The organism is Arenibacter sp. S6351L, assembly GCF_023016025.1.
Classification (GTDB): domain Bacteria; phylum Bacteroidota; class Bacteroidia; order Flavobacteriales; family Flavobacteriaceae; genus Arenibacter; species Arenibacter algicola_B.
Genome location: NZ_JALKBB010000003.1, coordinates 80,041 through 97,263, shown reverse-complemented (window position 1 = coordinate 97,263; position 17,223 = coordinate 80,041). Strand labels below are relative to the sequence as shown.

General features: G+C 38.8%; 9 protein-coding genes and 1 tRNA gene. 4 read left to right on the top strand and 6 right to left on the bottom strand.

The window, feature by feature from the left end:
* The first annotated feature begins 97 nt into the window (after window positions 1-97).
* The 3 genes from MWU82_RS03810 (at window position 98) to recG (ending at window position 6,882) form a co-directional block, all read left to right on the top strand.
* Window positions 98-2,050: a PKD domain-containing protein gene (locus tag MWU82_RS03810; RefSeq protein ID WP_247095279.1), complete on the top strand. Its 1,953-nt coding sequence runs from the start codon at window positions 98-100 to the stop codon at window positions 2,048-2,050.
* Window positions 2,051-4,603: a CHAT domain-containing tetratricopeptide repeat protein gene (locus MWU82_RS03805; RefSeq protein ID WP_247095278.1), complete on the top strand. Its 2,553-nt coding sequence runs from the start codon at window positions 2,051-2,053 to the stop codon at window positions 4,601-4,603. It begins immediately after the preceding gene.
* A 179-nt stretch (window positions 4,604-4,782) separates the two neighbouring features.
* Window positions 4,783-6,882, top strand: coding sequence for an ATP-dependent DNA helicase RecG (recG, locus tag MWU82_RS03800; protein ID WP_247095277.1), 2,100 nt, complete (start codon window positions 4,783-4,785; stop codon window positions 6,880-6,882).
* A gap of 18 nt (window positions 6,883-6,900) precedes the next feature.
* Here the strand turns inward: recG and MWU82_RS03795 are convergent, their stop codons facing one another.
* Window positions 6,901-7,497, bottom strand: coding sequence for a hypothetical protein (locus MWU82_RS03795; protein ID WP_247095276.1), 597 nt, complete (start codon window positions 7,495-7,497; stop codon window positions 6,901-6,903).
* Window positions 7,498-7,657: 160 nt separating this feature from the next.
* Window positions 7,658-7,733 (bottom strand) — tRNA-His (locus MWU82_RS03790).
* Between the two features lie 237 nt (window positions 7,734-7,970).
* Between MWU82_RS03790 and MWU82_RS03785 the strand changes: the two genes are divergently transcribed.
* Entirely contained in the window at window positions 7,971-10,055 is a 2,085-nt protein-coding gene (locus tag MWU82_RS03785; RefSeq protein ID WP_247095275.1) for a tetratricopeptide repeat-containing sensor histidine kinase, read from the top strand.
* On the opposite strand, the gene bshB1 is transcribed toward MWU82_RS03785, so the two are convergent.
* From bshB1 to ccsA, 4 genes are all read right to left on the bottom strand, one after another.
* Window positions 10,052-10,774 carry a bacillithiol biosynthesis deacetylase BshB1 gene (gene bshB1, locus MWU82_RS03780; protein ID WP_247095274.1) on the bottom strand — a complete coding sequence of 241 codons (723 nt, stop codon included), beginning with the start codon at window positions 10,772-10,774 and terminating at the stop codon, window positions 10,052-10,054. The genes MWU82_RS03785 and bshB1 overlap by 4 nt on opposite strands.
* Window positions 10,775-10,878: 104 nt before the next feature.
* Window positions 10,879-12,051: a PLP-dependent aspartate aminotransferase family protein gene (locus MWU82_RS03775; protein WP_215950130.1), complete on the bottom strand. Its 1,173-nt coding sequence runs from the start codon at window positions 12,049-12,051 to the stop codon at window positions 10,879-10,881.
* A gap of 53 nt (window positions 12,052-12,104) precedes the next feature.
* Window positions 12,105-13,514, bottom strand: coding sequence for an MATE family efflux transporter (locus MWU82_RS03770; RefSeq protein ID WP_215950129.1), 1,410 nt, complete (start codon window positions 13,512-13,514; stop codon window positions 12,105-12,107).
* Between the two features lie 157 nt (window positions 13,515-13,671).
* Window positions 13,672-16,848 carry a cytochrome c biogenesis protein CcsA gene (gene ccsA / locus MWU82_RS03765; RefSeq protein ID WP_247095371.1) on the bottom strand — a complete coding sequence of 1,059 codons (3,177 nt, stop codon included), beginning with the start codon at window positions 16,846-16,848 and terminating at the stop codon, window positions 13,672-13,674.
* Window positions 16,849-17,223 lie beyond the last annotated feature (375 nt).

The following is a 17,223-nucleotide window of genomic DNA, read 5'->3' as shown; positions in this document are numbered from 1 at the left end:
TTACTTAATCTTACAAAAGAATTTTAACATATACCAAAGAGTTATAGAAAACGTTAGTTACTAGGGAGTTTTAAATGTTAAACCCAATTTCGCTCCAATGCAAAAACAACTCACATTACTTTTCCTGTTATTTTTCGGATCTATTATCCAGGCCCAGGAACCGGTTGCCAACGATACAGTGGTACGTTACGCCAATATTGGGTATGATGCCAATGGCAATGAGGTATCCTTTCTTTCCGATACCCCGCCATTACAACAAATAGCAGGGGCACCAAAGGCTTTTTATAGCTATTATTGGGAGTTTGGGGATGGCACTTATAGTACCGAAAAAGACCCAAAACATACCTATAAAAAAACGGGTAGCTATGAGGCAAAACTCTGGGCAACCAACAATTACGATACAGGGAAACCACCGGCCACCAGACCTAAAAAGGTGGTCATTAACGAAATTACAAAGAACGTAGACGATCTGGCTACCATGACCGACGATTTCATGTTGAAACGCAATCGAGAGCCAATGATAGATGAAGAAATGGTCATGATCGTAAGCTACAAGAACACCAACAACTACACATCTTCAGGTAATATTCATCTGTTTTATAACGAAATGGCATTTAAGAACGATAACTTCTTAGAACCTGAAATTAGGTTACACCATGGTGAAAGTTTGGTTCCTACGGATGTGATGGTCTATAATAAAGACTATAATCCAACAAAAACCTTTTTGACTTCAATAGAAAATGAACTGGTTTCTTATAGCACACAGGCACAGGATTCTACAAAAAAAACCAACCTTCCGCTAAGTATGGAGGAAGCTAAACAAGCCTATCGCTCACAAAAATCAATTTCATTTGAGAATATGCAGCCTGGTGAAGAAAGAAATGTTTTTTTGACCATGCGCACAGCTCCCGAAATGATAAAGGATACCAGTGCCATTATTTCGGTTAGAGGTATTTACGTACCCGATAATAATTACGGTGACCATACGGTAAAAGATATGGAAATGGAAATCGTGACTTCCCATGACCCTAATAAAATGTCTTCCAATGGGGTATTGATGAACTACCGTTTGGTGCGTTTTAAGACCTTGAAATACAAGATAAAATTTCAGAACAACGGGGAGGGACCGGCACGGACTATCCGCTTGGAAACAGATATTCCCGAAATGTTGGATATGGCTACCTTAAAATTGGAGGACCAATATCCGGCATGTCCAATTTGTCCGAAAGAACCGGTGCGCTACAGTTGTTTGGATACCACTTTCTTGAAGAACAAGGCCATTTTCACTTTTAAGAATATTTATCTCCCTGGAACGGAACAAAAAAATGTACAGGAAAAAGATTCCACCAAGGGATTTGTAAAATATAGCATCCGTTTTGCAAAAGACTTCCACAAGCAGAAAACAAAGAGTCGCACTGCGATTATTTTCGATAAAAATGAACCTATAATAACCAATTACGCAACAACCCGGTTTACACCAGGTATTTCTATCGGGATCAAAGCGGGATATAATTACTATCCTAAGGTAGAAAACGCACAAAGCTATTTTTTAAGTGCCGTGGTCTCTCCCTACAAGCCGTACCGTTTCTATGGACAGGCAGAATTCAGTAATAGTTTTAATTCCAGTACCAGTAGCACAAGTGTTGACCAAGTGGTTGATGACCCCAGAAACGGTAGCATACAGTTACAACGCACCATTACCGCTACCGAACAAAAAAGTGTGAATTGGGAGGTGCCGGTTTTGCTTCGATATAATATTAATAATTACATTGGTATCGGCGCGGGTGTGCAATCTAATATTAATGTTAGCAATACTGCCAATAATAGTGTAACCGTCGAATATTACGAAGGTGATACGGACCAATTTTTAATGGATTCCAAAACGGATACCAATTCCATGAAGGAATCCTTTACCAACTGGAGAACAGGTATCTTGTTGGACTTTACTGCAGGATTTTCCCGATTGGGACCAAGTTTGGGTGCGCGCTATGTCATGAACAATAAAACCGATTTTAACTATTGGCAACTCTATGCCTTATGGCGCTTCTAATTGAAAAACCTTAGTAAAATATTCGTCTGTGTTTTTTGGGCGCTTCCCTTCTGGAGTTCGGCCCAACTTACGACGGACGAACTTTACAAAGAATTGGACAATCTTGTGGCAAAGCCAACGATTGAAAATCTTCAAGGACTTGTAAGTTATTCCAATAACTTCAGCTTAACGGCCAAATCCCCTGATCAACAACTTGCTTTGGTTATAGCCAGATCTAATCTTGGTTATTACTTTGAAAAATATGGCGACCTTTCCAAAAGTATCGAAAACTATGAAGATGCCTATCATCGCTTCAAATCCAACGAATTATCGGATTACAATATTTATGTAAATGCAGCTGTTCCTTTGGCAGCTATTTATATAAGACAGGGAGACTATTTGAAAGCAGAAGAATTATTGATACAGTGCGCTTCCCATGCCAAAAACACCACAAATAATTCCCTATTGTTCAATACTGTATTATCGCTATCTGCCCTTTACAATTCCACATCCAGATATGAGAGATCGTATTTGTTGATCAATGAAACCCTGAAGAAGAAAAGCATACCTCTGGGGACCGCAGCGGCTTTGAAGAATAACCTTGCTACCGCATATTTTCGGGTCGGGGATTTTGAAAAAGCCAAACAGCTGCTTTTAGAAATTACTGCACTGAGAGGAATTAATCATGTCAATTCCTTTAAAAGTCTTGCATTTATAGTGCTTAAAGAAGGCCATAAGGAAATGGCTCTGGATTACTTTGAAAAAGCGAAAAAAGCACTTTTGAACGATGAAGGCGTATCTGCCCGCCAATGGGTAAACCTATTGGTAGAGGAGGCCGAATTGCTTTTGGAAATTGGCCGTACCCTTGATGCTCAAAACACATTGCAAAAAGCTTTGACGGTAATGCTTCCCTCCCATTCTGGGCAGAACCTTCCTGATGAAACCATTTTATTTCCGGATCGTAATTTTCTTCGCATTTTTGATGCCTACGCGGCTACCGCTGAAACCGTAAAGGATGCCTTGAGGGCGTATGATCTGGCATTTTATGTAGCAAATTTGCTGCAAGAGGACTATACATCCCAAGAAACCAAAATAATACACCGGGCAGACGCAAAGCATCGAACGGAAAAATGTATAGACCTTATATGGAAGCACTATTCCCACACCAAGGATCCAATGTGGGCCGAAAGGGCCTTTGTCTATTCTGAACAGGGAAAGGCTATGGTATTGACGGAAAGAACGATGCTTAATAAACAGCAGGATGGAAAAACCAATGGATTGGAAAACCTCCTACGAGACCGTGATAAGCTCACCGACCAGCTATTGCGAGCACAATTCAAAAACTTGAATGACAAAATATTGGAAACTTTCATTTCCGAATTGGCAGACGTAGATCGGCAAATTAAGTTGCTACAATCCAATTTGCCTAAAATGTTTCAGACAGAGCTAGATCTAGTTGAATTGCAAAACAAGTTAAAAACGGATGAAGCGGTACTACAATCCTATTTTTTAGGGACAAAAAGCAACTATCAATTTACAATCGATGATTCAGGAATACGGATGTACCAACTTCCCGATACAGAAGAACTGTCCTCTTATATTTTGAAATTTGTACATCTATTTGATGGTCCAAAAGCTATAAATAATGAGGTTTCAAACTTTACAAAAACTGCATATGAGCTATTTGAGGTGCTACAATTACAGAACGCTTTGAATAAAAAGCATCTAGTATTGATCCCTGATGGACTATTGAACTTCCTTCCTTTTGAATCGCTTTTGACCGAACCCACAAAAGGCACGTCGTTTTCCAAAATGCCCTTTTTAGCGGTATCGAAAAAGGTAGCGTATGCTGTTAATGCCCACCAATATCTTACATCAATATCCAATAACAAAAAAAAATCGGTTTTAGGAATTTTCCCCATCTTTAAAGGAAGTCCCGAGGAATTATCCTATTCGGAGGAGGAGGCAAAAGCACTTGGGGGCGCCATGTCCGCAGAATTGGTTTTGGAGTCCCGGGCCACAAAAGAAAATTTTATCCAGAAGGCAAAAAACCACGACCTTATACATTTATCTACCCATGCAGGCAGTGGTGATTTTGTAGTCCCCGCCTTTGTACAATTCTATGATGATCTGCTTTACTTGCCTGAATTACACAGTTTGGATATGAGTGGCAAGACCATTGTTTTAAGTGCCTGTGAAACCGGAATAGGTAAACTCCAAAAAGGGGAAGGAGCTATCAGTGTAGCCCGTGGTTTTCAGTATGCTGGTGCCTCCTCTGTACTTTTTTCGCTCTGGAAAGTAAACGACCAGAGCACTGCATCGTTAATGTCCCGATTTTATGAATCTTTTAGGTCTACAGAATCTGTATTTGAATCGAATCATACAGCAAAGCTGTCCTACCTACGGGATAATAATATTCCCAATTCTAAAAAATCGCCCTATTACTGGAATGGTTTTGCGTATTACGGAGCCCTTGATTCCAATAAAAATGCGCATAACACTTTTTGGTGGTGGGGTGCTTCACTACTGTTTGTCGGATTCTTGGCAATAATAATTGGTTTAAAGAAAAAATAAGAGTGAAGAAAGGATGGTTTACTTTTGCTATAGTGGACCGATAATAATAAACCCACACTTGCAGTTGTTTGACGGAACTGCTATTTTAGTCTGGTCAAAAATAGCATCATAAAATCCGGTCGTCCTATCTTACTTTGCAACCACTGTTAGTAGGGCTTCTAATAATCAGGTATATTTCAATGAATTCCAATGTACTACAAACGCCTATTGTCTATCTAAAAGGCGTTGGTCCCAACCGTGCCGAGACTTTACAATCGGAGCTTGGAATACATACCTATCAGGATTTAATTAATCTTTTTCCCAATCGTTATATTGATAAAACCCAATATTATAAAATTAGCCAATTACAGCGGACCAGTTCGGATGTTCAAATTGTTGGGAAGATTGTCAACATTAAAACGGTTGATCAAAAAAAAGGTAAACGATTGGTAGCCAAATTTATTGATGATACGGGAGAAATGGAACTGGTTTGGTTCAGGGGACAAAAATGGATCAGGGAAAACCTCAAGTTAAACATTCCATATGTTATTTTCGGAAAGGTCAATTGGTTCAATGGCACCTTCTCCATGCCCCATCCAGAAATGGAATTGTGGGAAGACCATGAAAAGGGCTTAAAAATATATATGCAACCTGTTTATCCTTCCACCGAAAAATTGGCCAACAAGGGTGTGACCAATAGGGTGACCAACAAACTTATACAGCAATTATTTTTGGAGACCAAAGGACGATTTGAGGAAACCCTATCCCCTAGCCTCATAAATGAATTAAGCCTTATTTCTAAAGGGGAGGCACTTTTTAATATCCACTTTCCAAAGAATCAGGAATTATTGGCCAAGGCACAATTTCGGCTAAAATTTGAGGAATTATTTTATATACAACTACAGCTGATTTCCAAAAACTTAATGCATAAACAGAAAATAAAGGGATATAATTTTGATAAGGTCGGAACCCTTTTTAAAACTTTTTATGAGCATCACTTGCCCTTTGAACTCACCAATGCCCAGAAAAGGGTAATAAAGGAAATTAGGGCCGATTTGGGCAGCAACGCACAAATGAATAGATTACTTCAGGGAGATGTAGGGTCGGGCAAAACTATTGTGGCACTCATGACCATGTTACTCGCCATAGATAACGGATACCAGGCCTGCCTAATGGCGCCTACGGAAATTCTGGCCAACCAACACTTTATGGGCATAAAGGATCTTCTAGGAGATATTGGCGTTAACATTGCCCTACTTACTGGATCGGTCAAGAAATCGGCCAGAAAGGTAATTCATGAACAATTGGAAAATGGGGAACTCCATATTTTAATTGGTACCCATGCCCTGCTGGAGGATAAGGTTGCATATAAAAATCTAGGCCTTGCAATTGTGGATGAACAGCATAGATTTGGCGTTGCACAGCGCGCCAAGTTATGGCACAAAAATGATATCCCTCCCCATATCTTGGTTATGACCGCTACCCCTATTCCCAGAACCTTGGCAATGAGTTTATACGGCGATTTGGACATTTCTACCATAGATGAGCTTCCCCCGGGAAGAAAACCTATTAAAACGGTCCATAGGTACGATTCCAACCGCTTGAAAGTATTTCAGTTTATAAGGGACGAGATTAAAAAGGGGCGACAGGTATATGTGGTTTATCCCTTAATTCAGGAATCCGAGGCTTTGGACTACAAAGACCTTATGGATGGTTACGAGAGTATAGCAAGGGATTTTCCTATGCCCGAGTATCAGATTTCCATTGTACATGGTAAAATGAAACCAGCTGACAAAGACTATGAAATGGAACGATTTGTTAAGGGGGAAACACAGATTATGGTCGCCACAACGGTAATTGAGGTAGGCGTTAATGTTCCCAACGCATCGGTAATGATCATTGAAAGTGCGGAGCGTTTTGGGTTGTCACAACTCCACCAATTACGGGGCAGGGTTGGTCGTGGGGCCGATCAAAGTTTTTGTATTTTAATGACCGGACACAAGCTGTCCTCAGATTCCAAAACAAGGTTGGAGACCATGGTAGGCACCAATGACGGATTTCAAATTGCTGAAGTTGATTTAAAGCTCCGTGGTCCAGGGGATTTAATGGGAACCCAGCAAAGTGGTGTACTTAATCTTAAGATAGCCGATATTATCAAGGACAACGATATTTTAAAAACGGCAAGATACCATGCCCTAAAAATTTTAAAGGAAGATATTACTTTACAAAAGCATCCCGTTATACTCCATGCCTATACGCAATTGGTGAAGTACAAGAATATTTGGAATTATATTAGTTGAGATTGCCAATAGGATTGGTCAATTAGTTTTATTGCGGTTTTTTGGGGGCTTGCATTCCTTGCAGAAATCAGAAAATTCCATCAGTTCCTTTTTAACGGCCTCATGCTCTTTTTCCAATATTGCCGACTTGTTGCCAAAATCCGTTTCCAAATAGACCCTTGAACTGATCTTATTGCGTTCTGCTATCATTTTATCAAAATAAGGTTGAAAAAACGTTGCATCGGAAAAGGTTTTTTTGTTCTGAAACAGTTCTTTTCTAATCTTTCTGGCATAAAGCTCTGAGAGATCAAAATCGAATTTAACAAGTGTTATCAATCTTTTAGCTTCCAAACTATCCGGAGCCATTATCACTGCTGCATCCTTATGAAATGTACAACTCACTTTGGAATTGAAGTTCTTTGTAAACATAAATTCAACATTGGACATTTGAAATTCAAAATCCAATATAACCCCAGATAGTACCAATACTTTGTCTATATACTTGTTAATAGCTGTTTTTGAGCCTTGAAAATCCTCAATTTTGAACTTATAAGCTGGTTCCCACTCCACGGTATTCACCTGTGAGAATAAGCAATTGGTAAGTAAGAATAAAAGGAAGAATAATTTATATGACATATAATTGATTACCATTGTCCACCAGCAATCCACTTTATAGATTGCCCACATCTATTTATAAAGTAAATATACTAAATCTACATTGTTATTAAGGGTTCCCATAAGAATGAAACTGTATGCCACAAAAAAACCCTGTCATTTCTGACAGGGTTATATTTCTGGGTGGAAGACCGGGTTCGAACCGGCGACCCTCGGTACCACAAACCGATGCTCTAACCAGCTGAGCTACAACCACCATTTGTAAGCGGTGGCAAAGATAAATCTTTAGTGCTATCGTTCAAAATAAATTTCAGATTATTTTATATCATTTTATAAAATGCTCATACCCCGAATTATACCATATTTTTCTACGCTATATATCGACCAAATACTCAAAATACTGGACGAAACACACAAAAAACCGCACTTTCACAACATAAATTAGCCTATTTTTTAAAGGAAAGATATTTTTATCAACAGATAAATTAGGATAAATGTCTTTTAAAGCATTAAATATAAGCTCACGGGAGATTAAATTAAAAATAACCGTGTTCTGGATTTTCCTTTTCTTTTGTGGGGTCAACACCGCCCAGGAACCCTCTGTTGGAGAATTGAGGGAAAAAATCACCACTTTACGAAGTCAGAAGAAACAGGTCAATAAGGATACCATATACATAGGATTATTAATGGATCTTGGCGCCAAGCTTAGATACTTGAATCCGGATAGTCTCTTATTGCTTTCAAGCGAAGCCCAGAAATTAAGTAGCAACATAGATTATAAAAAAGGAGTAAGCGAGGCTTTATTCCACCTTGGGACTTATTATTCCGATATAGGTGAACACAGCATTGCAATAGATAATTATGAAATAGCATTGATCAATGCCAAAAAAGATAATAATTATGATTTAACCTTACGAATTGGCAATGAATTAGCGAATGAAAACGTCTATAGTGGCAATTATTCCACTGCCCTACTCGGTTATTTGGAGAATATTAAACTGGCACAGTCCTCTGGCAACAAAAAAATGGAGTCGATCCTATATGAAAATGTAGCCGATTTATACGCTGCCCAAAAAGATTATGATCAGGCCCTATATTTTTATAACAAGGTTGAAAAAATAAATATCAAGATAGGAAATGATATAAACTCAGCACAGACCATGAGCAATGTGGCTTCCATCTATGCTGAAACAGGGGATTTTCAAAATGCCCTTTTTAAGATAAACCGCAGTATCAAAATTTTCGAAGAAGGTAAGGCATGGGATTGGTTGGCCTATGCTTATGAAGTTAAGGGCAAAGTATACCTAAAACAAAAGCAATATACCAGGGCATTATATTGGTATGACAAAAGTGTGGAACTACATGAAAGCCTTCAGGATGACCGAGGGATAATAGATTTGTACAACGGGATGGCCGAAGCTAATTTTGGACTGGAAAAAGACAGTATTTCACATAATTATGCCATGATGGCCTATGAAATCTCCTCCACTATTAAATCTATGGAGGGAATGAAAAAATGCTCCAATACCCTTTACAAAGTTTATAAAAATCAGGAAAACTACGCTGCAGCCCTTAAATATCATGAAATTTTTAGACAAATATCCGATACCCTGTCCAGGGATGAGAACAAGATGAGCATGACGATGCTGAAAACAGAAATCAGTCATAAGAATCAGCAAGAAGCATTGGTACTAAAAAACGAAAAAGCCTTGGCTAAACAGCGCCTCTATATTTATGTAGCCATACTATTTATTATAATTATGGGCGCAATAGCATTTTTAGTGGTAAGGGGTCAAAAAATCCTGAAAAAACTGAACAGGGAACTCGAAAGCCAAAAGGAGGACCTAGAACAGAGAGAGGCCGAATTATGGGAAACCAATAACACCAAAAACAAACTTTTTTCTATTATTGCCCATGATCTTCGCGGTCCTATTGGAGCTCTGGAGGGATTATTAAAATTACTGAACAGCGGTGATATTAAAGAATCAGAGTTCAAAGAGTTTATTCCCAAATTAAAGAACGACGTAAATAGTATTTCCTTTACCTTGAACAACCTTCTTACTTGGGGTCAATCGCAAATGCGGGAAGCTACCACCGACCCTGCCAATGTAGATCTAAACGCCCTAGTGGAGAACAATATTAATTTACTAAGTGAATTGGCATTTACCAAAATGATTACAATGGACAATTTAATAGTCAATAAGGCCATAATTTGGTCCGATGAAAATCAAATGGATATTGTGATTAGAAACCTTTTGAGCAATGCCTTAAAATTTACCCCCAATAACGGACATATTACGATTGGCTATGTGGATAGGCCGGATTATTTGGAAGTATTTGTAAAGGATAACGGGATTGGTATGGACGAGTACGTTCAGGAGCAAATATTAGCAAAAAACACCAATATTACCACCTATGGTACCAATAACGAAAAAGGAACAGGGCTTGGCCTATCCCTTTGTAGTGAAATGGTGATAAAAAATGGTGGCACCTTATGGGTCAAGAGTGAAATCAATGAAGGATCTACCTTCTATTTCACCGTTCCCAAAGGCAAAAAACAATTCCAAAAATCGGCCTAAATAAGGCTGTCAAGGCTTTTAACAGCAACGAATCTTTCGGTAGTAAAACCTTCCCCATAGCTTATGCCAACCATTCTGCCTAGGTCTCTTGACCTGTAAACAACACTATCTATAAAGTTTTTGCTACTGATGGGCGTTTCCGGCTCCTTGCTTTTTGGGTCGTAAAATTGGGAACTATAGGCCATTATGGCTTTAACCTTTAGATCTATAAATTCCGATACATCCACTACAAAATCCGGTTCAAGGTTTTTCCATTGAATGTAATGATGTACAAGTTTAGGTCTCCAAGCCTCCTGCCACTTTTCCTCCCCATCAATTTTAGTATCGATCTTTATTAGTCCACTCAAAAAACATGCATCACTTACCAATTTGCTGCCTTTGGCATGATCTATATGCCTATCGTCTATAGCATTGCACAAAACGGTATCGGGCCTATATTTTCGGATCATTTTTATTATTTCCAATTGGTGCTGTCTGTCATTTGTGAAAAAACCATCGGCAAATTCCAGATTCTCACGCACAGTAACCCCCAAAATTTCAGCAGCGGCTGCAGCTTCCTTATCCCTAATTTCGGCAGAGCCACGGGTACCTAATTCCCCACGGGTCAAATCTACTATACCTACTTTTTTACCATTGGCCACTTCTTTTGCTATTGTTGCTCCTGCTCCCAGTTCGGCATCATCTGGATGCGCGCCAAATACTAATATGTCTAATTTCATTTAATCTATGTCTACTTTGTTCTTGAAAGCTTTCAAATTAACTCTCGTAAAACTTCAATTTTATTAATTGTATGTTTTCTCCAATTGTTAGGGCGTACGTGAATCTAAATAGCCAATTCCCTTTCCTTCCTTACCTTTTCCAAGGCCTGTTCAATATCTGCAATTAAATCCTCTGTTTCTTCTATTCCAACGGAAAAGCGTATTAACCCATCGGCAATTCCTTGTCGCTTTCGCTCTTCAGCACTCAAAAGGGAATGTGAAGTTAAGGTTGGGGAAAGTACAGTACTTTCCACTCCCGCCAAACTCATGGCAGGTTTTATCAACTTTAGGGACTTTTGAAATTTGGAAGCATTAAAATCAGCATTCAGCTCAAATGACAACATGCCTCCGAAGCCCTTCATCTGCTTTTTTGCGATGTTGTGGTCCGGATGTGAAGGCAGGCCAGGATAATATACCGCAGATATATCTTTATGGGCATAAAGGTATTCCGCCATGTTTTGGGCATTTGCATTCTGGGCCCTTACCCTGATACCCATGGTTTTAATACTCCTCTCCAATAACCAAACGGTGTAATCGCTAAGACTACCTCCAAAATTTTTAGCCAAACTGAATATCCTTTTTATATTCGCTTCCGTTGAAGCTACGGCTCCCGCACAAATATCGGAATGCCCGCCCATATATTTTGTAGCACTATGTATTACCACATCGATACCAAAATCAATAGGATTTTGATTTACCGGGCTGGCAAAAGTATTGTCGATCATGGATACAAGACCATGTTTTTTTGAAATATCGGCAACAGCCTTTAAATCGGTTATATTCAATAAAGGATTTGATGGAGTCTCAATGTAGATAACTTTGGTATTGTCCTTAATTTTTGCTTCAAAATCTTCAGCACCAAAACCATCCGTAAAAGAGTACGATATCCCATATTTTTCAAATTCTTCCACGACTAGGTTATAGGTGCCACCATAAATAATCTTTTGTATTACTATATGGTCCCCCGCCTTTAAAAATGCCAATAGGGACGTGCTGATGGCGGCCATACCGCTACCAAAAATCAATGCAGCCTCGGCATGTTCCAGGGCCGCTATTTTTTTGGCCAAGGCCACCTGGTTGGGAGTGTTGAAATATCTTGGGTAGCGCTTAACATCGATGTCTTCAAAGGCATAGGCGGTTCCCATATACAATGGGGAAATGGCTCCTTTAAATTCCTTGTCCTCCAGCTGTCCAAAATGGGTACAGATGGTATTAAGGCCTTTTTTTTGCTGTTTCATTCTATCTATTTAAATTGATAAAAAATAATGGTGTATAAAGTTACAAAATTAGCTTATACCTTAATTTTTTTCCATTTACCCTTTTTAAAAAGTATGTAGCTGATAACGGTAAGCAAAACCTCGGCTATTGAAATTGCCGCAAATACTCCAACTGCCCCATAATTAAAAGTGATAGCCATAACATACGCGAAGGGAAGTTGAAATGCCCAAAATATTAAAAAATTAATTTTGGTAGGGGTTCCTGTATCCCCAGCTCCGTTAAATGCTTGTGTTAGCACCATGCCATAGGCATAAAATACATATCCTGCCGCAATAATCTGTAAGCATAAGGTTCCATATTCAACCACTTGTGGAGTGGTATTGAAGAGCATAATAATTTTTTCTGCAAAGCATAGATATATTAATGAAATTGAAAACATAAATATGGCATTATACTTACCGGTTTTCCATACAGATTCTTCTGCCCTTTCAGGTTGATTGGCACCCAAATTTTGCCCCACTAAAGTTGCCGCAGCATTGCTCATCCCCCAAGAAGGCATTAAGGAAAACATTATAACCCTAATGGCTATGGTATAACCGGCTAGGACTTCACTGCCAAATTCGGACATAATTCTCATTAAAAAAATCCAACTGGACGTTCCAATCAAGAATTGAGCAATACCTCCAGCAGAAACTTTAATGATGTTTAGCATCACTTTAATTCGGATTACAATATCCGATATACGAATCTTGATTTTGCTCCATCCATAGAACAAAATTATCAATTGAAACAAAACCGCAGTTCCTCTGCCAATGTTGGTTGCAATTGCAGCGCCCATAACTCCATATTCAGGAATTGGTCCCCATCCAAAAATAAAAATTGGATCAAGAATAATGTTAAGACCGTTGGACAGCACTAATATCCACATGGCAACCGAGGCATCCCCCGCTCCTCTGAAAATGGCATTTATAAGAAACAGAAGCAAAATAGTGATATTACCTCCCAGCATCAGCCGGGTGTATCCTTGGCCCTCTTGTATAAGTTCAGGGCTCCCCCCCATTAGACCCAAGATTTCCTTGGAGTACATAGCGCCAAAGATTCCGGTGATAATGGCCACAGTGATCCCTAAAAGGATTACCTGTACCGCCGATTCCCTAGCTTCTTGTAATTTTTTTTCACCAACCCTTCTAGCTACTATTGCCGTTGCAGCCATACTTAAACCAATGGCAATGGCATAAATCAATGTAATCACGGATTCCGTAAGGCCTATTGTAGCTACGGCATTGACACTGACCCTAGATACAAAGGCAATATCAACCAATGCAAAAATAGATTCCATCAACATTTCCAATACCATAGGAATGGAAAGCATAAAGATGGCCTTTCTAATGCTCCCAGTAGTAAACTCAGAGTCCTTGCCCGTCAAGGCAATAATAAAATACTTATATAGAATACTTGGAGTAAGTTTTTTTGTATCCGGCATGTGTGTGAAATTATGTTAAACGAAGAAAATAAACATCATGAATAATTAAAAGTTCACCCTATGAACTCTTAACATTCCTGTTATGACATCTATAAAAAACATAATTCCTTTACTTCATAATGAAGCAAAATTGCACTAAATCAAGAACATTTCAAAATTACTTGGCATAGAATTTTTTATGTCTCCAATAACTTACAGCTCCCAATACCACTACCCCAAAAACGGTGTAATAAATAAAAGTAGGGGTAATAACCTGTGCCCCACTGGCATAACTATGAAGTCCTACCAAATAGAAATTTACCCCAAAATAGGTCATCATAATACTTCCAAAGGCAACTACACTTAGGAAATTGAACATCCATTTACCACGTAAACCAGGAATCAATCTTGTATGGATCACAAATGCATAGATCATTATGGAAATCAATGCCCAAGTTTCCTTGGGATCCCATCCCCAATATCGACCCCAACTTTCATTGGCCCATTGCCCTCCCAAGAAATTGCCAATGGTCAGCATAACCAGACCTACCGTTAAGGACAGTTCATTTATAATGGTAAGTTCCTTGATGTTCAGGTCCATTTTTTCCTTGTTCTTGTCGTTCGTCATTATAATCAACAACAGGCTCACCACTCCTAGGATCATACCCACGGTGAGGGGACCATAACTACCAACAATAACCGCCACGTGGATCATTAACCAGTAACTGTCCAATACGGGCACTAGATTGGCTATTGAGGGGTCTACCCAACTCTGGTGGGCGATCCACAACAACATAGAAGTTACAAAAGTGGCCGCAGCGACTGTCATATCACTCTTTTTACTGAACAGCAGCCCCATACCCAGTGTTGCCCAGGAAACATATAGTATACTTTCATAAGCATCACTCCATGGTGCATGTCCGGAAATATACCACCGCATTGCCAATCCAAGGGTGTGCAAAATAAAAAACAAATAAATTAGGACTTTTATACCGGCTATGCCAAAACGGAGTGCCTTTCTATCCTTAATAATCTGGAATACCAGAAGAACAAACATTAACAGACCAAACAGGGCATAATACTTATAAAGCTTATTATATATATCGGCCTTGTTGTAAAATACTTCCGCATTAATCTTATTTTCCGATGGCAATACTTCACTACCGTGGTTTTCCTGGTTCTTTTTGAACGCGGCCAACAATTTATCGGCCTCGGAGTAGTCGCCCGTTTTCACTGCTTTCTCCAAGCTCATTAGGTAGAAGGGAACGGCATTTTTAATAAAATTGGCGTAAAGGGAATCCGATACTTGGAATTGGCCTCCCCTATATTCCACTGCCGAGATCCATTTATTATTGTCGTCATTAAGCAATGGAAATATCTTGACTATTTCACCTCCCAACGCTCTATTCAATAGCACCAAACGTTCATCCAAACTCTTGAAATCTTTTTGGAATTGGTTTGGGGTGTTGGTTGCATAGGCTTCCTGAAGGTAAGAACTTAATTTGTATTGCCCTTTTTCATCAAAGAAATCTGTAGCCTTTGCAAATTTTTTGCCATGTTCCAGACCTATGATCTTACGAATACTATCATTTTGTCCTTTCTTGTCCAAAGCAATAAATTCTGCATAATACCAAATCCTTGGATTGAGCATCATAGATAGAAATACTTGATCGGAATTAAAGTCGGTATACTTGTCCTTTAGGCTTAGTTTTCTCAGTAATTCGGAGGAAAATGTATTTATGGGTTTCATTCGCCCACCGGCATCCTGAATTACCAATTTACCAAAAGATGCAGCATGCTCCTTGGATGGTGTCATAGCGTGCAACAAGGAATCTACCTGCTGGGCAGTAGGAGTGTTATCATGTGCATGTGAATCTACCTCCACATTTTCCTGCGCCAACATATTTAGACTGCTTCCTAGAATAAAAAGTACAGCCAATTTGGATCTTTTGTTTTTTAGTTTCTCCAAGGAAGCACCCAGACTTTTAAACCTGGTCTTACCAAAGAACATAATGCCCATAAGCCCGGCATACAATAAAAAATATCCAATATAAGTTATCCAAGTACCCCAAAAATCGTGATTAACCGATAATACGGTACCCTTTTCATCTGGGTGAAAACTAGCTTGAAAAAAACGATACCCCTTGTGGTCCAAAATATGGTTCATATAAATATCGTAATCAAATGGACGGTCGTCCTCAATGGTAACCTTGCTCATAAATGAAGCATAGCTATTCTCTGTTCCTGGATGTTTTTCGGCAATAAAATCGTTTAATTTAATTCCAAAAGGCAGGGTATACACCTTGGATCCATAGGAAAGATTAAAGTCCAAACCTCCTACTTCAAATTCCCCGGAAAAATTGGCCACACCTTTTGCTCCCAACAATTTTTTGCGGACAGTTTCACCGTTACTGCTAATATCCACGATCAAGGCATCTAGGTCATTTTCCGTTTTTTCGTTCTCTGGAATGGAAATTACCCCATAAGATCCCTTGATAATTGGCTCAGGAATTACGAATTGCATGCCTGCAGTAGTATATAAAGATCTTAACTGCAGTGTTTGAAGACTATCTTTCAACAATTCTCCCTGCAATTGATCGGCCATTCTCATAAATTGTCCTTCGAAGGGCGATTTAATCTGATATTCACCATCAGACTCAATAATATTGATGGCACCTTCGGTCATCTTGTTCAGGGAAAACAACACATTATGAATGTTGGTAACCTCCCCACTTTCCAAATAATGTTCATGACGCTGTCCATCACCCGCTTCAACAATTTTTAAATATTCTTTTCCATTGGAATCTTCGATCAAGCCTTCCTTGGCACCATCAATAAATCCCGCATAGGATATGGTAAATGGTTGTCCGTTAAAATCGGAATTCCAGGGTAAATTGGATTTAAGGGCCTCTGCGGTCACCAAAATATCACCTTCTAAAATTCTACGACTTGGCTCATTTTCAATTTCCCCATCCACATATACCGTAAGGAAGGTTTTGTCCGAATAAAAAACATTTTCCGTATTTCCTTCCCTAATGGGCATCATTCCTTCGAAGCTTATGTACCTAGTAACAAATGCCCCAAGAATAATTAAAACCCAAGAGAGATGTAATAAAAGTACTGCCCATTTTTCCTTCCTTAATAGATTGTAACGAGCAATATTCCCAATAAAATTGATAACAAAAAATACCATGATGGCCTCGAACCATGTGGTATTGTATATCCAAATTCTTGCAGTTTCCGTACTGTACCAGCTTTCAATAAAAGTTCCAAAGGCCATGGCTGTAGCAAAAGCAATAAATAAAACAGCCATTAAACGTGTGGAAAAGAAGATTTTTTTAAGGAGTTCAATCATTTTGGCAAGAAGGTTTGATTTAAACATGCAAAAATACATTTTTATAGGAGTTTAATTATTAAATGTTTTGTTAATTGAGTATTTACTTTTTTAAAACATGTTGCAATTTTTGATGGATAAAATCAGACCCCTTTCCCAATGCAATTGTAAATTGAAAAAAAAGTGCTTTTGCATTTTCAAGGTATGTTTGGTTCCCTTAGGGCTCAAGGTGCAAATCTACCAGTAGCTAAATCAATTTGCATTTGGACACATATGAAGAGGTTTAGGTTACATAATATTTTATATAAATACGAAGAAGTGTTTTACTGTATAAAGTGAAGAATTAAAACATAGACAAGACAGTTTTAGTTTGCTGCCAATCATTTCATCAGAACT